This is a genomic window from Emticicia sp. (assembly GCF_049241225.1).
Classification (GTDB): Bacteria; Bacteroidota; Bacteroidia; order Cytophagales; family Spirosomataceae; genus Emticicia.
On record NZ_JBMLRC010000037.1, the window covers coordinates 1 to 23775 of the forward strand.

Genomic DNA, 23775 nt, shown 5'->3' on the forward strand with positions numbered 1-23775 from the left:
TTAGTTTTTCTTTTTCTTAGGAGTTTCTACTACAGGTGCAGCCGCAGGAATCTTAGCTTTGATTTCGCCGATACCTTTTTCAATGCCATCTTTAAAGAATTGGTATGAACCATCGCCAGCACCGAGTGATTGAGCCTTCAAAGCAAAACCAAGTGCATCAGACGACTTACCGAGTTTATCAAGAATCTGAGCTTTAATCCAGTTATTACGGAAGTTTTCACGCAAAGCTAATGATTTATCAACTAAACCGAGAGCTTTGTTTAAATCCATTCCTTTTTGCAACATATAGTCAGCTGCTTGTTGAAAAGTATTTGATGCTTCAATGTTTTTCTGATTCACTGCATTTTCGATAGAAGCTGCATTGTCTACACCAATCGTTAAAGAAACTTTGGTTTTTTCCCATGAGAAACTCAATGTTGCTGCATCATCTTTCAAATCAGAGAAGTCGAAAGTAAGTGTTTCAACCGAAGATACATCTTGCGGACGAGCCGTTACACGTAAAACATCGTCAGAAGCTGAGTAGTTTTGTTCGGTTACGTCCAATTTTTTACTGAAAATAATCGTCCAATTTGTTTGATTTGGAATCGACATGATGGCATATTTTCCAGCTTTCAAAACCTGACCTTGAACAGTGATGTCGCCAGTAGTTTCGATTTTGGTAGCAGCATTGGCACCAGTGCGATATACTTTGTCGAAAGGAATAAGTTTTCCGAAGATTTCACGACCTTTCAATGATGGGCGAGAATAGTCGATTGTGATTTTGCTAACGCCAACAACTTGAGAGATTGATGCACCCGGACTTGGTGCTGGGGTAATTTGTGCAAAAGTTAAAGTGCTTGATAATAAGCAGCTTAATGCTAAAAGAGCAAATTTTTTCATTGGATATACCGATTTTGTTGATTTGATGAACTAAATTCGTACAAATCTACGTATAAAACTCCAAGTATGCACCGAAAAAAACTCCTTGATTTACTCGAAAACCATATTCCAAGCGATAGCAATGAATTAAAGATGACAAATGAAACAATCGAATTTGTGAAATCAAACGAAGATTGCTTCAAGCGTGAGCTGTTGATTGGCCACGTTACAGGCTCGGCTTGGATTGTCAATGATGCCCGAACGCACGTTTTAATGATGCACCATCGCAAACTGAACCAGTGGTTTCAGCCTGGTGGTCATTGCGATGGCGACCCTGATGTTTTGAATGTTGCTCTGAAAGAGGCAAACGAAGAAACTGGCCTTAAAAACTTAAAAGTTGTTGATAATAAGGTCTTTGATGTAGATGTGCATTTGATTCCTGAGAGAAAAGGAGTGCCGGCACATTATCATTATGATGTTCGTTTTTTGATTGAAGCCGATATGAACGAACCATTAATTGTAACTGAAGAATCGAATGATTTGGCTTGGGTTTCGCTCGAAAAAATAGCTGAACACAATGATTCGGAGTCAATTCTGAGAATGGCGAGAAAAATTTGATATAAAGCCAATAAGGTTACGAAATTTCGCAACCTTATTGGCTAACAAGAATTTATCTGACTATTTTAGTCGAATATTTTAGATTTTCGGCAGTTACTTTCAAAATCACATTTGCAGGTAAATCATTTAAAACTGGCAATGTGATTTTACTTTCTTTTGTAGTCAAATTCCAAAGTGTTTTTCCTGTAAAATCAGTAATTGAGTATTCAAAGTTTGTTCCTGCATCGTTTTTCAAGACCCAAACTTTGGTACTCGTACCATCGTTGATTGGATTTGGGAAAACAATTACTTCTTGCCCCGATTTTTTCAATTCATTTATCAAAGATTCTAATTCGGCTAATTCAAAGGCTTTATCAAAATTTGGTATTCCGAAGCCAAGTCTATCGTCAGGGTTGGTGTATTGACTTGCCGAACGGATTAAATATTCTCTAATTTGCATATTGGTTAAAGACGGAAATGCTTGCCAAAAACTGGCAGCAAAACCTGCTAAAAGCGGCGAAGAAAATGACGTTCCGTTTGCACCGCCAATAGCACCGTTTGTGCTTCCGATAATTGTTCCTGCTCCTTGTGCTGAAAGTTCGGGTTTTATTCGACCATCAGCTGATGGCCCAAACGAACTAAACGAAGCAATATTTTGTGTACTTGTAACTGCACCAACCGCAATGATTGAATCGGCATCGGCGGGTGTACCGATGTATTTCCATGACCCACTTCCTTCATTTCCTGCTGAGGCTACAACTAAAATTCCTGCTTGAGCAGCCCAGTCGGCTGCACGAGTGGCTAATGCACGGTCGCCGTTCATATCTGTATATTTATAATTCTGTGCTGGATTATCAAATTCGGTATATCCCAAGGAAGTATTGATTACATCAACGCCCACACTATCGGCCATTTCGGCACCAAAAAGCCAGTTGGCTTCTTCTCGTTTGGTTTCTGAGAAAACGTCTTCGGTGGTTAATAATAAATAACTCGCTTTGTAGGCAGTTCCAACGATTCGACCATTTTCAAAAGCCGCCATACAAGATAAAACATTGGTGCCGTGATTGTGGTCGTTGTAAACATTGGCTTCATTATTCACAAAATCCCAAGTACCTACCACTCTTTTATCATTGAATAAATCATTGAAAAAGCTTAATCTGTTGGCGTTCAAAAAACCAGAATCCAACACCCCAATCAACATTCCTTCGCCTCTATAGCCTTTTGTGTGCATTTTATCGGCTCCGAGCATGGCAAGTTGTGTTTGTGAAAGTCCGTTGTCTAAAACTCCTTCGTTACCGAATTTGTCTTTTGTTTTTGAAGTTTGATTTTCGCCATTCAGACGAGTATTTCTAATATCACCTTTTCCTTCTAAACCTCTTACAAACGAAAGATTAAGAATTTTAGTAAGTGTGGCAGCATCGGTTTGAATCAACGCACCATTTATCCAACGCGATTTGTATAAAACTTTCGCTCCAGTTTTGGTGATTTCGGCCAAATAACTTGGGTTGGGAGGGAGGTCTCGCTCGGTAATTGCTATTTTCTGATTCGTACGACGTTTAATTGAGCGGTCAGAAAGAAACTCTTTTGGTCGAGAAACTGAATAGGGCGAATTGGCTTTGTCTTTAAAAAGAACAAAGTATTGATTTTGTGCGAAAGTTGTGAAGGAGGCGAATATGAGTAAACTGAGTATAAGACGTTTCATAAGCTAATGGTATAGTTTTCAGTAAATAACGAAATAAAAATCGAAATCTTTTATGAAAAAGGCAAAAGGCTACTCAAATGTTTGAAAATAAGTAGCCTTTTATTTTATGAATATGGAGAGATGGATTCTACTGCAAAAATTAATTATTTAATTGGGCTTGTTCAAAAACAGAATTTTGATTGAAAGATTTCATAATCCAACCACCCCCCACAACATCATCTCCTTCGTAGAAAACTGCTGCTTGGCCTGGGGCAATTCCGCTGACAGGTTCGTGGAAAATTACTTTCATTTTGTCTCCTTCTTGCGTAATTGTTGCAGGTGAGCCATCGTGTTTGTATCTGATTTTGGTATTTGTTTCTAAACTCATACCATTCAAATCGGCGTATTTTTGCATTACGAGCTTGCCCACCATCATGCCATCTTTATCCAATGATTTTTCATGTCCCAAGACCACTTCGTTAGTTTCTTTTCTGATTTCGGTTACGAACATGGGCGTACCGAGAGCAATTCCCAAACCTTTTCTTTGTCCAATTGTATAAAAAGGGTACCCTTCGTGCTTACCTACTACTTTTCCATCTTCCAAAACAAAATTTCCGCCTTTCACTCTTTCCTCTAAGCCTTCAACTCGGCGTTTCAAGAAACCTCGGTAATCATTGTCAGGTACGAAGCATATTTCGTACGATTCTTTCTTATTTACTAAATCATAAAATTCTTTTTGAGTAGCCATTTCTCGAATTTCTGATTTTTTCAAATAGCCCAAAGGCAATTTTGTTCGTGCCAAACTTTCTTGCGAAACTCCCCAAAGTACATAGCTTTGGTCTTTCCAAGTATCAATTCCTTTCGAGATGATGTATCGTGAGTTTTCTTGACGCACATTGGCGTAGTGGCCAGTGGCAATAAATTCGCAATCAAGTTTATCCGCACGACGAAGCAATGAGTCCCATTTGATGTGCGTATTACACAACACACATGGGTTTGGTGTGCGTCCTTCCAAATATTCGCCAGTGAAGTGGTCGATGACGTAATCGCCAAATTCTTCACGTATATCTAATATATAATGTGGGAAACCTAAATTGACGGCAATGTTTCGTGCATCATTGATGGAGTCGAGGCTACAACAGCCAGTTTCTTTTTTACTTCCGCCTGATGATGCATAATCCCATGTTTTCATGGTCATGCCAATTACCTCGTAGCCTTCTTCGTGGAGCATTACTGCCGCCAACGAACTGTCGATGCCGCCACTCATGGCGACTAAAATTCTTCCGTGTTTGCTCATTTTGTTTACTGCGTTGGTTCAAAGCCAACCGTCTATTAATTGATAATGTATAATTGATAATGCAAAATTACTCAACAGAATTTGATTATGAATAGTTCTGAGGTAATTTTGAGCCAAAGAATTAAAATTTAACTTTGGTCGGTAACTGAGCGGAGTCGAAGTTACTGACCAAAGTTTCGTAAATCAAAAAAGTAATGTCATTAAAAACACTCGTAAAAGTAAGTAATATAACCAATTTGTCGGATGCACGCTATTGTGCGGGTATGGGCGTAGAAATGATTGGTTTTGTGATGGATAAATTTTCGGCTGATTATACTTCACCCGAAAAAATGAAAGAGATAAAATCTTGGGTGGCGGGTGTGCTGATTGTTGGCGAAACCCAAAGTTCAGATTATGAAGAAGTGAAGGCTTTGGTTGAAGCTTATGAGATAGATATCATTCAAATTTCGGAAGCTGGACTTTTACCCCAAATTGCTGATTTGGGTAAACCAATTATTTTAAAACTCGAATTTGAGAGTGCGTATCTCGAAGATTATTTAGAACGATATTCACAATTCGTAGAATTCTTTTTAGTCGATGGGGGCGACTTCTCAGATTTTGCTCGCTATACACTCAAAGAATACGCTTTCAATTATCCAATAGTTTTAGATTTTGGCATAACAGCTGAAAATGTAAGCGAACTTCTCGAAGAGATGCAAATCAAAGGAATTGCACTGAAAGGAAGCAACGAAATTCGCCCTGGATATAAAGATTATGACGAATTGAGCGAAATTTTGGAGCTTTTAGAAGAAGATTAATGCTTTCGATACTCCAAAAGATAGTTTGATAGTACTATCTTTTGGAGTGAAAACTTACCCAAAGTTCATTTACGCTGCATTTCATCCTTCAAATTTTGCCATTCCTCTATTTAGTTTCCAAAATCCTCATCAAAAAAATCCCTTTGACATTATTTTTTTCCATTCATGTAGTTTGTATTACATAGTACCGTCTTTAGCCTATATCTTTGTTTCATCAATCACACCCCCCGCCCCTAAAGGGGAGTGAAACAAACAACTAAAACAAAATCCCCCTTTAGGGGTTAGGGGTAACATAAGACAATGGAAAAGCGACTTTTTAAAATCAAAACAAACAAAATGATTGGTGGTGTAGCAGCTGGTTTAGCTGAGTATTTCAATCTCGATGTAACACTCGTACGTGTATTGTTCGTAGTAGCATTTTTTGCTCCAATACCAGCAATTATCCCTTACGTAATTCTCTGGATTGTGATGCCAACCAAAGAATCTCAAATTACAACTGTTAATTATACACCAGTAAATTAACCACAAAGGAAGTCTTCGGACTGGGCGTCCCCCTTAAGCGAAGACTTCCTTGAAAAACTAATCTAATAAAACAAATACATTTAGGAGCTATGGAAAAGCGATTGTATAGAATTAAAAACCGTCAGGCGATGCTCGGTGGAGTTTCGCAAGGTTTAGCAGAATATTTTAATATAGATGTTACTCTAATTCGAGTAGTTTTTGTATTATTGTTTTTTACTCCTGTACCAGCATTTTTTGCCTATTTTATTTTGTGGGTTGTATTACCCGTAAAGTATGATTATGGTTTTGCGGGAGTTGTAGACTCACAAGCATATAATTCAACTAATGATATAAATTCTCAAACCTCAAACTTTACCTTCATGAGCCGTCACAATCAAAACAACAATTTAGTAGGTGGTGCAGTACTTATTATTTTGGGTATTATCTTTTCGTTCAAGACATTTTTTCACATTAATTTGTTTCGTTATATCGGACAAATGTGGCCATTAATTTTGGTCGGAATTGGAGTTTGGCTTATCGTAAAAGATAAAAAAGACGACAACTTTACCAATTTTACGAACAACGATAGTTCAATCTAATTTGTAAGAAAGACATATAAATCCTGTAAGAATACTCACAACTTACAGGGTTTTTTATTTCAGAATCACAATTTTTTAATCAAAATAAAAATATGGAACGCAAAAGTAATATCTTCTGGGGAGCAGTACTTATCGTGTTGGGTTTCTTGTTTCTCGGTACAAATCTCGATTGGTTTGAGTTGAACTGGTCATTCCGCAAAATTGCTCAATTTTGGCCGCTTATGCTTATTTTGGCCGGTGTTGCCGCATTTTTTAGTCATAAAAAGAGTATTTATAATGCCACTTCGGCACTCTTAATTGCCTTTGCAATTCCACTCGGAATCTTTACGTGTGTGGATGATGGTGTACGTGAAGTAAAGGATGAAATCAGCGATGGAATCAATATCGACATTGACGATTTTGATGATGACGATGACAATTATTCATCGAATTCTGACACAACTGTTGGCGATAGAAACAAACAATATTTTGCTGTTGAAATGACTCCTGAGGTGAAAGAAGCTACTTTAAAACTCGGTGGAGGAGCAGCCGAATTTGATTTAGAAGAATCGCCGAATCGCCTTTTTGAAGCTACTACATTATTGAGTTTTAAGAATGGTTATACCTTAGAAGAAGAAACCAAAGATGGTAATAAAACTATCAACTTTGAGATGAAAGACAAAAAAGGAAAAGATTTCAATATTAATTTTGATGAAGATAAAAAGTTTGATAATGATGTATTATTAAAATTGAGTACAGCTCCAGTTTGGAATATCGATATGGGAATCGGTGCTGGTGAATTAGATTTTGATTTTACGAATTATAAAGTTAAAAAACTTGACATCGAAACCGGTGCTGCTTCAATTGATATTAAATTGGGTGATAAGCAAGATAAAGTTGATGTAGATATTGAGTCTGGAGTGGCAAGTGTAAAAATCAAAGTACCAGAAAGTGTAGGTTGCGAAATCAGAATGGATGGAGCATTAAACGCCAAGGATTTTGATAATTTCGAGAAAATAAAAAGTGGACTTTGGCAAACAAAAGGTTTCGATAAAGCTACTAAAAAAATATATTTGAATGTCGATAGTGGGCTTTCTTCTTTGAAAGTTGACCGTTACTGAAAATAGATAAAACGTATTTCATTGCCGTCTGCTTTAGCTGACGGATGAAAAGATAAATCAACAAAATGGCTTTAGCCCAACATTTAGTTAGGCTAAAGCCATTTCGGTTTTATTTCGTGTACCGTCAGCTAAAGCAGACGGCAATGAGTTTTTAAAGCCACCAAATTACTTTTGGAATACGGTGATTAATTTTGTTAAATCCTGTCAATCTTTTAATCCTACCAAATCTTAGTTTATATTTGCAGAAAACCATTATTCTGCATGAAAAAAATCTTCTTCTTAGTAGTTTTTGCTTTAATTACTTCGTTTGCTAATGCTCAAATGCTCTCGACTGATGCAACAATTAGTTTGCTGACAGTCTCGCCAGGAGCAGAGTTGTATTCTACCTTTGGGCATAGTGCCATTCGTATTCGTGACCCACGCCAAGGACTTGATTTTACTTTCAACTACGGAGCTTTTGATTTTCGTACAAAAGGTTTTTATATTAAATTTCTAAGAGGCACACTTCCGTATCAAATAAGTGGAAATTATTTTGAGAATGATGTGGCTGGTTGGAGTCAAGATAATCGCTCGGTGATTGAGCAGGTTTTGAATCTTTCGCAGTCCCAAAAACAAGGAGTTTACGATTTCTTGCAAAATAATTATTTACCACAAAATCGTGAATATGCCTACAAATTCTTCTACGATAACTGCTCCACTCGTCTGCGTGATGTATTGCGTAGGGTTTGTAAAGATAGTTTGCAGCTGAGCAAAACGCTACACGCCGATAGTTCGTATCGTCAGTGGATAGATTTATACGCTCGTAAAAATGAAAAACTTTGGGCAGATTTCGGAATGGATTTGGCTATCGGTGAGCCTTCTGATGAAATTACCGGTGCAAACGGAGCAATGTTTTTGCCCGATAATTTGATGGATGCTTTCGATGCAGCTAAAATCAATCGTGATGGAAAATGGCAACCTTTGGTACTTTCAAAACAACTTATCAACCGAGATATGCTGGCCGTCGCGGATAAAGAAAAAGAATCAATTACACCCAATATTTTGTTTTGGACCTTGTTTTTACTCGTTTTAGGCCTTACAGCTTATCAGTTTAAGACAGAAAGTAAGAGTTTTCTTTTCGATAAAATTCTCTTTTCAATTGCCGGAATATTTGGCTGGTTTATTTTCTTACTTTGGTTTTTTACCGACCACGGTGTAACCGAAAATAACCTAAATATTATCTGGACATACCCACTTTTATTTCCGATTGCTTTATTGCTAAAAAAAGAAAGCAATCGAGCATGGCTCTCTAAACATTTCTTAGCCTACGGAATTATACTCGTGTTTTTCTTGGCCGCTTGGAAATTCTTTCCGCAAGAAATCAATACCGCTCTAATTCCTGTCGTATTGATGCTTTGTTTACGAGCTTTCTTTGTTTGGTGGAGAATTAGAAAGAAATTGAGTTCGTTTTAATTGTGAGGCGAAGTTCCGACTTCGCCGAAATAGAAAAGGCTGTCTTTCGGACAGCCTTTTCTATTATATTTTCTTCCATCTAAAAATTTCCTTCCCTGCTTTCCCGATAATACCTTCTTCACTCCAAATAAACTCATAGAAAATAATCTCATTTCCTGAGAATTTATAACCATAAGTAGTTGATTTGTTGGAATTTGCGTATAAATCTATCAAATCAATATCGGTTTGCGTTGTGACATAATCACTCCAAACATAATAAGTTGCCAGCGAATCTACCCCCGATATTTTACCATCGTATTTAAGCTCAATGTCTCCGTTGGGCGTTGAATATTTTCCTATCCAATATTTCTTTTCTATAAAACCAGTCGTATCAACTTTTTTGAACAGGCTATTCCCAATTTTTAAAACACCATTGCTAAGAGTTGCTTCAAATTCTGGTTTGGGCTTTACTTCGTAAGCATCAAAAAACTGAATTTTCTCGCCTTTTTTTATCGAATACGATGAACCCTCGTGAAAATTCCAAACGATACTTGCGGTATCGGCTTTGGCATCGAAGTTTATCATCACAGTATCAGCAAATGGTTTTGCCTGTAGCGGTGACTTGGTTCGTTCGAGCGTTTCTAAATATTTGGCATTTACCCAAATTGTGTTTTCGAGTGTTTCGGGTTTGGCTGTTTCTTGCTTGGTTTCTGTCTTACAGGAAATCTGTATAGCAATTAAAGCAACAGGCAGTATAAAATTTTTCATAGGACGTAATCAAAGATTGAGGTTACGCTTGTAAATTTAGAAAAATTATGCTTTTCTGCCACCGTTTCCGTACCATTTCTTTTTTGGTTTGCCTCCGCCTTGTGCTGTATTACCAGTATTATTAGGTTTTGGTGCTGTTCTGGTATTGGCGTTTGGTTTTTGTGAAGCATTGCTGGGTCTTGCACCGCCTCGGCCTTGTGGTTTTTGAACAACCGGTGGCCCCACGCTATAATTTGGTTGAATGGCATACGGGTGCTCGTGAATCACGGGGATTTTCTTACCGATGAGTCGTTGAATATCTTTTAAGTATGTCAATTCTTCATCTTCACAAAATGATAGTGCGGTTCCGTTTGCTCCTGCACGACCCGTTCGTCCGATTCGGTGAACGTATGTTTCTGGAATATTCGGAATCTCAAAATTGATTACATAAGCCAAATCATCAACATCAATGCCACGTGCGGCAATATCAGTCGCAACCAAAACTCTCGTTTCTTTTGATTTGAAATTAGTCAAAGCTCTTTGACGAGCATTTTGTGCTTTGTTTCCGTGTATGGCTTCGGCTTTAATGCCTTTTGCCAATAACACTTTTACAACTTTATCTGCCCCATGTTTTGTACGAGTAAAAACTAATGCAGTTTCTATTTTTGTGTCTTTCAGAATTTCTAAAAGCAACGCATTTTTGTCTTTTTTATCGACATAATACAAAAACTGATTAATCGTGTCCGCCGTTGACGAAACAGGAGTAACGCTCACCGAAGATGGATTATGCAAAATTGTTGAGGCCAGTTTTACGATTTCGTCAGGCATTGTTGCCGAGAAAAACAACGATTGGCGTTGCTTAGGCAAAAGCGTAATCAAACGTTTTACGTCATGCACAAAACCCATATCGAGCATGCGGTCGGCTTCGTCCAAGACAAAAATTTCGATGGCATTGAGCGTTATAAAACCCTGCGTGATTAAATCGAGCAAACGACCAGGGGTAGCTACCAAAATATCTACGCCATTGTGCAGTTCGTCGGTTTGGCGGCCTTGCTTTACGCCACCAAAAATTACCGTGTGGCGGAGGTCGGTATTTGCACCATAAGCAGCTATGCTTTCACCAATTTGAATGGCTAACTCACGCGTTGGAGTCACAATCAGTGCTTTTATTTTTCGGCGACCTTTGCGGTTTATATCTCTATTCTGATAAAGTTTCTGTATGATTGGAATTGAAAAAGCGGCTGTTTTTCCTGTACCTGTTTGGGCAACGCCCAATAAATCTTTTCCTTCTAAAACTATCGGTATGGCTTGTTGTTGGATGGGTGTTGGAGTGGTGTAACCTTCGGCAGCAAGTGCGAGCTTGATTGGCTCAATTAAATTTAATGATTCAAATGACATAGATTGGTGCGAATGCACAATTAAAAATGTAGAATTTAGAGTAGTAGTTTTTCAAAACAACTGAGTTAATCTAAAGTCTTGTAAATTTTATTATAAAATAAGTTTTACAAAGGTACAGTTTTTTTCTGAGTATATAATCTTTTCGAATTTGTACTTATTTTATTGAAAATCAATAATTCTACATGCTACATTCTTCATTCTACATTAAACGAAGTATCTTTGCGAAAAAATTGAGAAATATGCGTAAAGTAAATATCGGATTAGTTCAGATGTCTTGCTCGGCTGATGTGGCCGAAAATACCCAAAAAGCAATCAAAGGAATCAGAGAAGCGGCTGCCAAAGGAGCCAACATAGTTTGTTTACAAGAGTTGTTTACCTCACTTTACTTTTGTGATGTAGAAGACCACGCTAATTTTAATTTGGCAGAAGCCATTCCGGGTCCAACAACTGATTTATTATCGACCGTTGCCAAAGAATGTAATGTAGTAATCATAGCTTCATTGTTTGAAAAACGTGCCGCAGGACTTTATCATAATACTACCGCAGTGCTCGATGCTGATGGAAAATACTTGGGGAAATACCGAAAAATGCACATCCCCGATGACCCAGGTTACTACGAGAAATTTTATTTTACGCCAGGCGATGCCTCGGCTGAAGATTTAGGATATAAAATTTTTGAAACAAAATACGGGAAATTGGGCGTACTGATTTGTTGGGACCAATGGTACCCCGAAGCGGCACGCATAACTTCTTTGATGGGGGCAGAAATATTGTTTTATCCAACAGCCATTGGTTGGGACACCAACGAACCAGACCCAAATATGAATACCGAGCAGTACAATGCTTGGCAGACGATTCAACGCAGTCATGCCGTGGCAAATGGTTTGCACGTAGTTTCGGTCAATAGAGTAGGGCGTGAAGCTGACCAACAATTTTGGGGTGGAAGTTTTGTGGCAAACCCATTCGGGAGTTTATTGTATTTGGCTTCGCACGACAAAGAAGAAGTACATGTACAAGAAATAGATTTAGACTTAACCGAAAAATATCGTACAACTTGGCCTTACTTGCGTGATAGAAGAGTTGATAGCTACGGCCCGATTTTGAAGAGATTTATTGATTAAACAGTAGCACAATTTTCTAAATTGTGTATTTATGGTAAAATAGCACAATTTAGAAATCGGATAGCCGAAGCCATTGTGTTACAATCAAATTTATAATTAACAATTAATCATACAAAGTGCTTACAATCAGTAATTTATCGTTTTATTTTGGTGGAAGACCGATATTTGACGGTGCGAATTTGCAAATAAAACCAAAAGATAAAATTGGTCTAATCGGTTTGAACGGAATGGGGAAATCAACGCTTCTGCGTTTGATAGTAGGAGAGTACCAACCCGATGCAGGAAGTATCTCAAAGGCAGGAGACTGTTCGATTGGGTTCTTGAATCAAGATTTACTTTCGTATCAAACCCAAGATTCGATTTTGGCGGTTGCTATGCAGGCGTTCGAGCGAGAGAATTATCTCCAAACCGAGATAGATAAGGTGCTACACGAGATGGAGGTAGATTATAAAGATGAATTGGTAGATAAACTCGGGCGATTACAGGAAGAATTCGACCATTTGGGTGGCTACACAATTCAATCGAAAGCTGAGGAGATTTTAGAAGGTTTGGGTTTTAAAACCGAAGAATTATCAAAACCTTTGAAAGAGTTTTCGGGAGGTTGGCGAATGCGTGTAATGTTAGCTAAGTTACTTTTGCAAAAACCAGCGTTATTACTACTCGATGAGCCTACCAACCACTTGGATTTACCTTCGATTCAGTGGGTTGAAAAATATATCTTGAATTACGAAAATGCCGTTGTGGTTGTTTCGCACGATAGAGAGTTTTTGGATAATGTTTGTAATACTACGGTTGAAGTTACTGGTGCAAAACTGGTTTCTTACCCGGGGAATTACTCGTTTTATATTGAAGAAAAAGCACTTCGGAATGAGATTCAAAAAGGGGCTTATGAAAATCAACAAGCCCAGATTCGTCAAACGGAGCGTTTTATTGAGCGTTTTAAGGCCAAAGCAACCAAAGCTCGTCAGGTACAGTCGAGGGTGAAAGCACTTAATCGCCTTGAGATAATTGACGATGTGATTGATGCAACTGCCCGTGTGCACTTTAAATTTAAGTTTGGTGTAAATCCTGGTAGAAATGTATTTTCTCTCGAAGATGTGAGCAAAGCTTATGGCGAAAAAGTAATTTTGAAAAATACCACAGCTACTATTGAAAGAGGCGATAAAATTGCACTAATAGGGGCCAATGGTAAAGGAAAATCGACTTTGCTGAGAATTATTGCTGGAGATGAAAATGTAGTTGGAGAAAGAAAGTTGGGACATAATGTAAATTTCTCGTTTTTTGCCCAACACCAAATGGAGTCTTTGCACTTAGAAGAAACCCTTTTGGAAGAACTGAAATATGCCGATGGTGGTAAATCTGAAACTGAGTTACGTTCGGTTTTGGGGTGTTTCTTATTCAATGGAGATGATGTTTTCAAGAAAATTAAAGTGCTTTCGGGAGGTGAAAAATCTCGTGTGGCGTTGGCAAAAGTACTGATTTCGGAAGCTAATTTCTTGCTACTCGATGAGCCTACCAACCACTTAGATATGCAGTCGGTCAATATCTTGATCCAGGCTCTCGAACAATACGAAGGCACTTACGTCGTGGTTTCCCACGACCGTCACTTTGTGAGCCAAGTGGCCAATAAAATTTGGTACATCGAAGATTACGAAATCAAAGAATACCCAGGAACGTACGATGAATGGGAAGAATGGTACGAAGAAAATCGGAAGTCCACAGTCCACAGTTCACAGTCCACAGTTAGTACTTCTCAACCTACGAAGAAAGTAGAAACCGTTTCAAATAAACCTGTTGCCAATGCAAATCAGATAAAGAAACTCGAAAGAGAAATTTCTGAAGTTGAAGCAAAAATTACGGATTTAGAGCATCAGTTGGCAACGATAGAAGGGAAACTTGCCGACCCAAGCAATTATTCTGATAACCATGCACTACAAAAACTCAATGCTGACTATGAGGTAGTAAAAGTAGAATTAAAGAAAGCCAACGATTTGTGGGAAGCCAAAATGTTGGAAATGGAAGGATAAACTGAGTCAAGCACAAAAAACAACTTGTATGGGCTATTGTTTTTTGTGCTTGATTTGAATTATTAGAATTGGCAACCGTAAGAAATTAGTCTAATTCTACCACTGGTTGGAGCTGCCCTGAAACCTGGCTTCAGACTAATGGTTTGACTTGTATAATATACATTTGCCGATGATGTGGCGGTTACATTGCCTGCTCCTCCGATATTTCCAACATTCAGATTATTTCGAGCGGTTCCCCACCAATTTCCAGAAGTATAATTTTGATTTGAAATATTGACTGTATTTGTTTGCATCGTCATATTTGAAATAGTTGAATTTGAGGCAATTGTATCATAAATCCTAGTTCTTTGTCCTGCCGTAAATATTGTCATACAATTGAAATAATAACTCATTATATTATTCACCATTGGTGTATAAAGCTGATTATTTGCATCTCTCGTAGTACCTGTATAGACACAGGTTGTGTTGTTGAAAGTTCCGTTTGGGTCTGCTGGGGTATCACAAACTCTATCACCGGCCGTCGAACAGTTTGACCCATTGACCAACTCATCACCAAAGGCCGTTTCAAAAGTATGATACAAGCCCAAACAATGCCCAATTTCATGCGATAACACACCATTAAAATTTTCTGGAATATCAATCGAGAGGTGGGTGCTTGGAATTGCATAAGCTGTACCAATGAGACCTGTACCATTATTATTACTCAATTCTTTATGACAATAGATATTTAAGGCATTTGCCCAATCGTTAGGAAATAATGCTGCTGTATGTGCTGAATTATTCGAATTCATGGAGTTGTTGAGCGTTGTATTATTGATATAATTAAAGCCCAATAGTGCAAAACATATATCCCAAGGTTGATATTCATTTCGGATCTTAACTAATTCGGCTTCGAGATAAGCCTCAGTGGCGGCAGCATTGCTTCCATTATCATCTCTAAGAATATGGAAAACTACCCTTACAGTTTTGGCAGTGGCATAACCCGCAATTTTACGAACCGAATCTATTTTTACGCTTTTCAGGATATCAGGTGAGGTAGGCGTATCACAATTCAGTGTCTGAGCATTTGCACTATTCAAGCTGAAAACTATGAAAAGGCAAAGAAACATTTTAATATATTTCATTGTAAATCATGTTTAAGTGTACAATTATTTCTTTTCGTCCAAACGTCTTTTCAGCTCATCGATCTCCTTCTTTTGGTCGATAGAATAAAGAGTTAATTCTTCTATTTTTTCCATCATTTTGGTCATTAATTCTGCCACATGGGCCCCTTTCTCTTGAATCTTAGCTGCCGACGGTACTGATGGAAGATGCTTATTTTCTTTAATAAATGCTTCAACCTCGCTCAAAGGTTTGAGTTTGTAGTCTTTTTGAAATACATAATCAGCCCATCCAGTCTCTACAATTACCTCGTTTGCCCTGATGATTCCCAAAACATCTAATTTGTTATCGGGAGTAGTGGTGCCAATACCGACATTGCCGTTATCATCGATTCTAAGTCTTTCACTCATTGATGTAGAACCAGCGTTTGTGGTGTGAAAACTAAGGTATGACCCTCTTCCTGCCGAATTCCAGAGTTCAGTGGTTAAACTTCTAATGGCTGATGAAGTTTGAAAAGAGGTTCCATTATAACCATTGAAATTTATCCAGCCTAAATTATAAGCATTTGGTGTCGCGGTTGGGGCCGCTAAAGAACCTCCTGCTCTTGAAAATGATAATGTTGAAATTGCTGAATTGGGTGCATTAATGTTTATCTCTGTCTGATTACTGGATGTACCTGCTACCTGTAAACCTGTGGATGGTGTAATGGTGCCAATTCCGACTCCTGTCTCTGAAACCGTCATGATATCGGTGGCATTACTACCAAAAATTGTGCGGTGTGTCCCACCAGTTGTATAAATTCGGGCATCACCAGCTCCGCCACCACCAGTGGCAATACCAAATTTTAATTTGTAAGTACTGTTACCGATAGCAAAGTCTCCGTTGCTAGTCGCTAAATCCCAGTTGCCACCAGCCACGTTGAGGGTAGTTAACGGAGATGTTGTGCCTATACCTACATTTCCATCACCGGTAATTCTCATTTTTTCAGATACTAGAGTCGTACCAAGTTTTGTAGTAGAAAAAGTGATATCTGTGCCACGTGCGGTTGCAGACCAGTTTTCTGTTGTAATAAAACGAAGTTGACTACTTTGCACGAAGGAAGTGCCGTTATGACCGTAACCATTTATTTGTAATAAATTAGAGCCCAAAAGCGTAGATGTTGGAGCTGCAATTGTTCCTCCCGATCGTTGTCCTCTCAATTCTGGAATACCATTGCTTGTTAGGATTAAGTCTGGTCCTGAGTTTTTATTTTCTTGATTACCAGGAGTGATGAGTGTGCTTTGGGCAAATACGTTTGCACTTAAGGCAAGTGAAATGCAGGAAAGGATAATTTTTTTCATGGTATTATTTATTTAAATATAGGAGTAATTGATTGTAGAAAATTTAATTACTGAAATAAAAGTAGAGGGATATTTTGAGCGAATCAAAAAACAGGTTTTAATATCTACTAAACGGTAAGATAATTTACTGAGCGGTCAAAAGTAGAATGCAAAATGATGTATTTATATAAAAAAAGAGCCACTTCGAAATCGAAGCGGCTCTTTCTGGAGGCATTGAATTATTATTTTTTCTCAGGTAAAAGCACAAATTTTGCGAAGTTTTCACCACAAAACTGATTAGCTGCTTTTTTCACGCTTTCGATACTGATTTTATCAATTAATTGGCTTTGATAACGATTAATGTAATTCAAGTCCTCACCATCGTAGTACTGGTCGAGCAAGTACGAATTCCAGAAACCATTTTCTTTTACTTGTAATTCAACCTCACGCTTTTCTTCGGCCGTAACTTTCTCTACGTCAACTTTCTCGGGGCCGTTTGCCTTTATTTTAGCAATTTCATCGAGTGTGATTTTGACTAACTTTTCGGCGTTTGCTGGAGAGCATCCAAATGAAATCGTAAGATTGTAAGTTGATTTTGGTAGTTTTTGATACGATGAACGAATACTTGGTGTATATACTCCACCAGCCTCTTCACGAAGTTTTTCGGTTAACTTTATATCCAAAATTTCGGCTAAAGCATCTAAATTGACCAGTTCTTCTTCTGTGTAGCCAAACTCACCATTGAATTGTAAATTTACACTGGCTTTTTCTTCAAGGCCTTTGTAAACATTTTTCTCAACTTTTCCTTTTACCTTGCTGATTCCTAAATCTTTATACGATTCCTGACGCTTGATTGAAGGTAAACCACCGATGTATTTTTCGAGTAAAGGTTTTATTTTTTCAATTTCAAAGCTCCCTACGAATACAAACGTGAAATCGCTAAAATCAGCAAAACGCTCTTTATAGATTTCAAATGCACGGTCGATATTCACTTTATCAATATCTTCGGGTTTGTTTGGTTGGCGGCGTAAATGATTTTGGTAAAGAACCGTAGTGATAGTATCTCCAAAAACTTTTTCTGGGGTAAGAGTTTTCAGCGAGTTACTAATCAATTCTTTCTCATTTTTCAAAAAATTCTTAATCACTTCATCATCACGGCGAGGTTGGGTTACGTAGGCATACATCAATTGAAGTGCCGTTTCCAAATCTTTCGGTGTTGTATTTCCACCGACTCCTTCGGTTAGTTCGCCAACGTAGGTATAAACTTGAGCAACCTTACCAGCTAAAGCTTTTTCGAGCTGAGTATCAGATAGTTTACTTACACCGCCTTGTGTAACAAGCGTTGAAGATAGTTCGGCAGACATATAGTCGTTGTCGTTGTAGAGCGAAGTTCCACCTTTACTGCTGCCCGAAAATACAATTTGGTCGTTTTTGAAATTAGTTGGTTTCAATGCTACTTTCGCACCATTGGCAAAAGTGAGTTCGGTTACACCGACTTCATCGATTTTCTTTTCTGCTATCACTTTTGTTCCCTCGGGAATTTTCTCCAAAATAGGAGTCAAAACTGCCTCGTCTTCGTAAGGTTTCAAGTCAGGGTTTTTATAATTGATTAGCTCTTTTAGCTTTTGTTCGTTCGGAAATTTTTCTTTGTCTTTTTCTGAACCAACAATCAAACCAACGCGGTTTTCTTCTTTGATAACTTTGGCCGAAATAGCATTGACTTCTTCGAGCGTAATTCCTTCAACGTATTTTTGTGCAAATTCATATCGGAAATTTGCATCGGTGTAGGCCGTACCTTGGAGATAATTTTGCACTAATCCATTGACAAATACGGCCGATTTGGTTTTATCTTTTTCTTTAAAACTTTTTTCAACGCCTACCATAAATTCTTTTTTTGCACGCTCAAGCTCGCCTTTCGTAAATCCAAAACGTTTGATTCGCTCTTGTTCGTCAATAATTGCTTTGATTGCTACCTCCATTCCGTCGGCATTTTTTGGTAAAACAACAGTTTGAAAAACATCTAAACCAGCCAAAAACGGACTGTAGCTCATGATAGCAAACACAAAAGGAGCGTTTGGCTTTTTAGAAACTTCTTGAAGGCGTGTGCTAATCATTTGATTGAAAAGACTTTCAGCAATATCGGTGCGGTAATCGGCCTGCGTTACGGTCTTTTCACGCGGCAAACGATTAAACATTTGGAAGGTTGATTGCGGAAGTTCTTTGTCAAGCACCACGTGGGTTTGAGTTCCTGCCGATGGTGGAATTTCGTATTTTACTCGTTTAGGAGCATTTTTAGGCGATTTGATGTCAGTAAACTTTTCTTTGATTAGATTTTCTACCTGAGCAACATCAAAATCTCCAACGGCAACTACGGCCATCAAATCTGGACGGTACCAATCTTTGTAAAACTTTACGATTTCCTCTGGTGGGAATGATTTTATTATCTCGGTTTTACCAATCGGAATACGTTTGGCATAAAGTGAATTATTGAATAAAATCGGAAATAAAGTCTGTTGAATACGAGATTGTGCATTTTTTCCTCTCGAACGTTCTTCTTCTAAGATAATGCCACGCTCTTTATTGATTTCGGCGGTGTCGAGTGTTGCATAATTCGACCAATCGGCCAAAATCTGGAATGCTCTTTCGAATAATTTGGCAGAGTCGGTCGGTACTTGCAGCTGATATACAGTATCATCGAAACCAGTAGCGGCGTTGAGGTCGGCTCCGAACTTCATTCCTGATTTTTGAAGAAAATTAACTACTTCATTTTTAGGGAAATTCTTAGTGCCATTAAAATTCATGTGTTCTAAGAAGTGAGCAAGGCCTTGTTGTGCGTCAGTCTCCAAAATCGAACCTGCGTTTACTACCAAGCGTAATTCCATACGGTTTTTAGGTTCGGCATTTTTCAGGATGTAATATTTCAAACCGTTTTTCAAAGTTCCGACTTTTACGGCAGGATTATTTGGGATTGGAATGGTAAGTTTTTGAGCAAAAATTTGCGTAGAAACAGCAAAAATGAGAAAAAGGTGGATGATTTTTTTCATAAAATAATGGTTTTGATTTGTGTTTGGAAAAACTTTTAACGGTGTGAAAATGTTGTATTTTATATAAAACGTGCTAATATATTTAAAATTATTGATTTATGCCCGAAAGAACTATTCTGAGTCGATTACTTTCTTACTTCGTAAGGGGATTACTATTTGTTGCACCAATAGGTTTTACGATTTTTATACTTTTGGGTGCTTTTGATTTTGTAGACAACATTATTCGAATCAGAATCCCCACTGAAGACCCCAATCGTGACCTCATAATTCCCGGGCTTGGCTCGCTAATCGTGATTTTGGGTACAATGATTACTGGCTTTACTTTTTCGGTGCTTTTGCCTCAAACCATTCAAAACCTCATCGAAAATGCCATTAGTCATCTGCCATTGGTACGTATTTTTTATTTTGCTTTCAAAGATTTGATTTCTGCTTTCGTAGGAGACAAACGTAAATTTACACAAGCCGCCATTGTTTTGATTAATAAAGAAGCAGGTGTGCATAAAATAGGTTTCATTACACAAAATGATTTGTCGAGTTTGGGCGTTAATAATATGGTAGCAGTCTATTTTCCGCATAGCTATGCTTTTTCGGGAGAACTGATGCTTGTACCAAAAGAAAATATCCAAATGCTCGATATGCCAAGTGCCGAAGTGATGAAATTGATTGTTTCGGGTGGTGTATCTGTAAAAGAATAATGATAATTATGCTACAAAAATACTTCACACTGTTATTTTTTCTGATGGTTTGCTCAGCAGTTTTTGCCCAAGATTTTCATCATCGACAAGCCGAAAGCGTTGAAGAACTCATCTATAAAAAAGACCCAAATCGAGCTAAAGCACTTTACAACAAAGAAAATTATCTGGTTGTAGAGAACCTAAGAACGAACTCTCGGAAGAGATATTATATTGGTGATGTATTTATGTGTCGTACGAAAGATGATTTTGTCTTTGCCGATGAGATTTATAGTGTTACCGATTCCTCGTTTGTTGTTACGGCACTCAACGAAACCACTAATCGCTACGAATATGTAGAAATAAAACTCAATGAGGTAACCCGTATCTACAAAAGACCCAAACGAAATATTGGCTTTGGCTGGCAAACATTCTCGCCTTTTGCTTATTTAATTTTTGAGTGGGCAGCGTGGGGAGTTTCTCCGCTGCAAAACAATAAATGGCCCATTGCAGCGGCATTAACGGCTGCACAGCCGCTCTTTACGGTTGTGTCTAACCAATTTCGAAGTAGAAAAATTACTGAAAACTACCGACTTCGGGTGTTTAAGTCATTTTGAGGAACCTATATTCATAAATTTTCAATTTTACATTATCCATTTAATAAGTATCTTTGCGACCGAATACAGAACCAAAGCAAATTAATGGATAAGATACTCCTCCGTAAAAGCACCAGCCCTTTCGACGTAAAAATAGCCTTAGCTTCTTCAAAATCTGAAAGCAATCGAGCTTTAATCATCAATGCTTTAGCAAAAGATAGTAGTGAAAATTTATTGAATCTATCTACGGCACGCGATACACAAACCATGATTCGGCTGTTGAAATCTACCGACCAAACAGCCGATGTGATTGATGCAGGCACAACGATGCGTTTCTTGACAGCTTATTTTACGGCCACCAATCAAAACAAAATCATGACTGGCACGCCACGTATGTGTGAGCGTCCAATCGGTATTTTGGTTGATGCACTTCGTACGCTCGGTGCAGAAATTGAGTATCTGAATAAAGAAGGGTATCCGCCTTTGCACATTAAAGGTTTTACCGAACAAAAATCAAGCGAAGTGACGATTCGTGGCGATGTAAGTAGTCAATACATTTCTGCTTTGTTGATGATTGCTCCAACTCTTCCACAAGGTCTAACCATCAATCTCACTGGCGATTTAGGTTCCATTCCGTACATCAAAATGACACTTGAGCAAATGAAAGCTTTTGGTGTAAATTATGATGCGAATTGGGAAACTAAAATAATAAAAGTGTTGCCAAGTGTTTATCAGTCAACTACTTATAAAGTTGAATCTGATTGGTCGGGTGCGAGTTATTGGTATAGTATCGTAGCACTTTCTGAGTTTGAAAATACACAAGTCGAACTACTTGGATTAAAAGAGAATTCATTGCAAGGCGATAGTGATATTGTGAATATTATGAGTCATTTGGGTGTGAAAAGTACATTTACAGCCGATGGCGTATTATTAACTAAAATTCCTGCCGAAACTACCTTAAATTGGGATTTTACGAATTGCCCAGACCTTGCTCAAACCGTGGCCGTAACTTGTGCTGCCAAAGGTATCGAAGCGACATTTACTGGAATTGAAAGTCTTAAGATCAAAGAAACTGACCGAGTTTTGGCACTTCAAAATGAATTAAAGAAATTTGGTGGAGATTTGGTGGAAGTTGAAAAAAATACAACTTATAAAGTGCGAAGCAGTCTGCCATTATCAATTGTTCATTATCCATTATCCATTCATACGTACGACGACCACCGCATGGCGATGGCGTTTGCTCCATTAGCAATGATGATAGATGTGACGATTGAAGAACCCAACGTAGTAGTGAAATCTTACCCAAGTTTTTGGACTGATTTACAAAAAATAATTAGTTTTGACAACTTTTGAAAAGTTGTCAAAACTATAAAAACTTTTTTGTTTAACTTTGCAAAACTCTTCACAAATACACAATGCAATCAATTAGTACAAAGCATCTACTCGGAATAAAAGACCTCACGGCCAACGACATTAATTTGATTTTAGAAACAGCGAAAGAATTTAAAGATGTTATCAACCGACCGATTAAAAAAGTTCCTTCTCTGCGTGATGTAACGATTGCCAATGTTTTTTTTGAAAACTCCACCCGTACCAGACTATCATTTGAATTAGCCGAAAAACGCCTCTCGGCTGATGTTGTAAACTTCTCAGCATCAGGTAGTTCGGTAAAAAAAGGTGAAACCTTGCTCGATACTGTCAATAACATTTTAGCAATGAAAGTTGATATGGTAGTGATGCGACACAGTAGTCCTGGAGCTCCGCATTATTTATCGAAACACATCAAAGCCAATATTGTTAATGCAGGAGATGGCACGCACGAACACCCAACGCAAGCTTTACTTGATGCATTTTCGATGCAAGAAAAAATCGGAGATTTAGCGGGTAAGAAAATTGCCATCATCGGAGATATTTTGCATTCACGAGTAGCTTTATCGAATATTTTTTGTTTGCAAAAACTCGGTGCCGAAGTGATGGTTTGTGGGCCAAATACACTTTTGCCAAAATATATTAGAGAAATCGGTGTAAAAGTTGAGCATAATGTTCAGAATGCTCTTCAATGGTGTGATGTGGCAAACGTATTACGAATTCAACTCGAACGCCAACAAATCAAGTATTTCCCATCGTTAAGAGAATATTCTTTGTATTTCGGTATCAACAAAAAAATGCTTGATGAATTAAACAAAGAAATTGTATTGATGCACCCCGGCCCGATCAATAGGGGAGTAGAATTAACATCCGATGCGGCCGATTCGCATCATTCAATCATTCTCGACCAAGTAGAAAACGGAGTGGCTGTAAGGATGGCGGTACTTTATTTATTGGCTCAACAAAATTGATATTTAATTCGTAGGAACGTCCAGTTTGGACGTTCCTACGGATAATTCTTTAATCTCTAAAATTACTTTCTACCTCTTCTTTCTTTTCGGCCTTCTTGCATTTCAGCTTTACGTTTTTCTTGTTCTTCTTTAAATTTCTTTAATTGCTCGGGAGTAAGTACCGACTCGTATTTTTTACTTAAATCTTCGTGCTGAGACTTCATTTTTTCACGAGTAGCTTTCATTTCAGCTTTATGAGCGGCACGTAGTTCTTCTTGTTTTTTAGCTTGTTCGAGGTTGATAGCCAAAACTTTTTTGTACTGTTCGTCGGTAAGGTTTAGATTTTTTTGCATGCGTTTGGCATATACTTCTGCACGTTCTTCGGCGGTGAATCTTGGTCCTTTATTCTCAGCTCTTTTTTCGTGTAGTGGTCTTTCTCTGTGAGCCGATTTTGCGTCTTGTGCGAAAGTTCCAAAGCCTAAATTTGCCATTAATAGTGTTACAAAAATTACATTTTTCATTCTAATATATTGTTTTGATAATGAACACTTACACAAATTAGAGCGAATATT

Annotated in this window: 21 protein-coding genes; 12 read left to right on the forward strand and 9 right to left on the reverse strand. The window is 38.0% G+C overall.

Annotation, left to right across the window (positions count from 1 at the left end):
- On the reverse strand, positions 1 to 879 hold the full coding sequence (locus ACOVO2_RS02145) for a DUF2911 domain-containing protein (RefSeq protein WP_421768389.1): 879 nt from the start codon (positions 877 to 879) through the stop codon (positions 1 to 3).
- Positions 880 to 945: 66 nt separating this feature from the next.
- Between ACOVO2_RS02145 and ACOVO2_RS02150 the strand changes: the two genes are divergently transcribed.
- A complete protein-coding gene (locus ACOVO2_RS02150; protein ID WP_421768390.1) occupies positions 946 to 1476 on the forward strand; it encodes an NUDIX hydrolase in 531 nt (176 codons plus the stop codon).
- A 52-nt stretch (positions 1477 to 1528) separates the two neighbouring features.
- Here the strand turns inward: ACOVO2_RS02150 and ACOVO2_RS02155 are convergent, their stop codons facing one another.
- Both ACOVO2_RS02155 and mnmA read right to left on the reverse strand, forming a co-directional pair.
- On the reverse strand, positions 1529 to 3157 hold the full coding sequence (locus ACOVO2_RS02155) for a S8 family serine peptidase (protein WP_421768391.1): 1629 nt from the start codon (positions 3155 to 3157) through the stop codon (positions 1529 to 1531).
- A 139-nt stretch (positions 3158 to 3296) separates the two neighbouring features.
- Positions 3297 to 4433, reverse strand: coding sequence for a tRNA 2-thiouridine(34) synthase MnmA (gene mnmA, locus ACOVO2_RS02160; RefSeq protein ID WP_421768392.1), 1137 nt, complete (start codon positions 4431 to 4433; stop codon positions 3297 to 3299).
- A gap of 194 nt (positions 4434 to 4627) precedes the next feature.
- Here mnmA and ACOVO2_RS02165 point away from each other — a divergent pair, with 194 nt between their 5' ends.
- From ACOVO2_RS02165 to ACOVO2_RS02185, 5 genes are all read left to right on the forward strand, one after another.
- Complete coding sequence (locus ACOVO2_RS02165; RefSeq protein ID WP_421768393.1) at positions 4628 to 5230, forward strand: N-(5'-phosphoribosyl)anthranilate isomerase; 603 nt, start codon at positions 4628 to 4630, stop codon at positions 5228 to 5230.
- A gap of 300 nt (positions 5231 to 5530) precedes the next feature.
- A complete protein-coding gene (locus tag ACOVO2_RS02170; protein ID WP_421768394.1) occupies positions 5531 to 5752 on the forward strand; it encodes a PspC domain-containing protein in 222 nt (73 codons plus the stop codon).
- 89 nt (positions 5753 to 5841) lie between these two features.
- Positions 5842 to 6330 carry a PspC domain-containing protein gene (locus tag ACOVO2_RS02175; protein WP_421768395.1) on the forward strand — a complete coding sequence of 163 codons (489 nt, stop codon included), beginning with the start codon at positions 5842 to 5844 and terminating at the stop codon, positions 6328 to 6330.
- Positions 6331 to 6422: 92 nt separating this feature from the next.
- Positions 6423 to 7430 (forward strand): LiaI-LiaF-like domain-containing protein, encoded by a 1008-nt coding sequence (locus tag ACOVO2_RS02180; RefSeq protein WP_421768396.1) that lies wholly within the window; start codon positions 6423 to 6425, stop codon positions 7428 to 7430.
- 261 nt (positions 7431 to 7691) lie between these two features.
- A complete protein-coding gene (locus tag ACOVO2_RS02185) occupies positions 7692 to 8882 on the forward strand; it encodes a DUF4105 domain-containing protein (protein ID WP_421768397.1) in 1191 nt (396 codons plus the stop codon).
- Positions 8883 to 8945: 63 nt separating this feature from the next.
- Here the strand turns inward: ACOVO2_RS02185 and ACOVO2_RS02190 are convergent, their stop codons facing one another.
- Complete coding sequence (locus ACOVO2_RS02190; protein WP_421768398.1) at positions 8946 to 9629, reverse strand: hypothetical protein; 684 nt, start codon at positions 9627 to 9629, stop codon at positions 8946 to 8948.
- A 45-nt stretch (positions 9630 to 9674) separates the two neighbouring features.
- Positions 9675 to 11006 (reverse strand): DEAD/DEAH box helicase, encoded by a 1332-nt coding sequence (locus ACOVO2_RS02195; RefSeq protein ID WP_421768399.1) that lies wholly within the window; start codon positions 11004 to 11006, stop codon positions 9675 to 9677.
- Positions 11007 to 11245: 239 nt separating this feature from the next.
- Between ACOVO2_RS02195 and ACOVO2_RS02200 the strand changes: the two genes are divergently transcribed.
- Positions 11246 to 12127, forward strand: coding sequence for a carbon-nitrogen hydrolase (locus ACOVO2_RS02200; RefSeq protein ID WP_421768400.1), 882 nt, complete (start codon positions 11246 to 11248; stop codon positions 12125 to 12127).
- Positions 12128 to 12243: 116 nt separating this feature from the next.
- Positions 12244 to 14154 carry an ABC-F family ATP-binding cassette domain-containing protein gene (locus ACOVO2_RS02205; protein ID WP_421768401.1) on the forward strand — a complete coding sequence of 637 codons (1911 nt, stop codon included), beginning with the start codon at positions 12244 to 12246 and terminating at the stop codon, positions 14152 to 14154.
- A gap of 62 nt (positions 14155 to 14216) precedes the next feature.
- On the opposite strand, the gene ACOVO2_RS02210 is transcribed toward ACOVO2_RS02205, so the two are convergent.
- The 3 genes from ACOVO2_RS02210 to ACOVO2_RS02220 form a co-directional block, all read right to left on the reverse strand.
- On the reverse strand, positions 14217 to 15278 hold the full coding sequence (locus tag ACOVO2_RS02210) for a M43 family zinc metalloprotease (RefSeq protein ID WP_421768402.1): 1062 nt from the start codon (positions 15276 to 15278) through the stop codon (positions 14217 to 14219).
- A 24-nt stretch (positions 15279 to 15302) separates the two neighbouring features.
- The gene (locus ACOVO2_RS02215; protein ID WP_421768403.1) at positions 15303 to 16595 is read right to left on the reverse strand and encodes a hypothetical protein; all 1293 of its coding nucleotides are present in this window, start codon (positions 16593 to 16595) and stop codon (positions 15303 to 15305) included.
- A gap of 221 nt (positions 16596 to 16816) precedes the next feature.
- The gene (locus ACOVO2_RS02220) at positions 16817 to 19618 is read right to left on the reverse strand and encodes a M16 family metallopeptidase (RefSeq protein WP_421768404.1); all 2802 of its coding nucleotides are present in this window, start codon (positions 19616 to 19618) and stop codon (positions 16817 to 16819) included.
- A gap of 98 nt (positions 19619 to 19716) precedes the next feature.
- Here ACOVO2_RS02220 and ACOVO2_RS02225 point away from each other — a divergent pair, with 98 nt between their 5' ends.
- From ACOVO2_RS02225 to ACOVO2_RS02240, 4 genes are all read left to right on the forward strand, one after another.
- A complete protein-coding gene (locus tag ACOVO2_RS02225; protein ID WP_421768405.1) occupies positions 19717 to 20313 on the forward strand; it encodes a DUF502 domain-containing protein in 597 nt (198 codons plus the stop codon).
- A gap of 8 nt (positions 20314 to 20321) precedes the next feature.
- Entirely contained in the window at positions 20322 to 20906 is a 585-nt protein-coding gene (locus tag ACOVO2_RS02230) for a hypothetical protein (protein WP_421768406.1), read from the forward strand.
- 84 nt (positions 20907 to 20990) lie between these two features.
- Entirely contained in the window at positions 20991 to 22238 is a 1248-nt protein-coding gene (locus ACOVO2_RS02235) for a 3-phosphoshikimate 1-carboxyvinyltransferase (protein ID WP_421768407.1), read from the forward strand.
- A 62-nt stretch (positions 22239 to 22300) separates the two neighbouring features.
- Positions 22301 to 23224, forward strand: coding sequence for an aspartate carbamoyltransferase catalytic subunit (locus tag ACOVO2_RS02240; protein WP_421768408.1), 924 nt, complete (start codon positions 22301 to 22303; stop codon positions 23222 to 23224).
- 62 nt (positions 23225 to 23286) lie between these two features.
- Here ACOVO2_RS02240 and ACOVO2_RS02245 read toward each other — a convergent pair whose 3' ends face one another.
- Positions 23287 to 23724 carry a hypothetical protein gene (locus ACOVO2_RS02245; protein ID WP_421768409.1) on the reverse strand — a complete coding sequence of 146 codons (438 nt, stop codon included), beginning with the start codon at positions 23722 to 23724 and terminating at the stop codon, positions 23287 to 23289.
- Between the last annotated feature and the right edge of the window lie 51 nt (positions 23725 to 23775).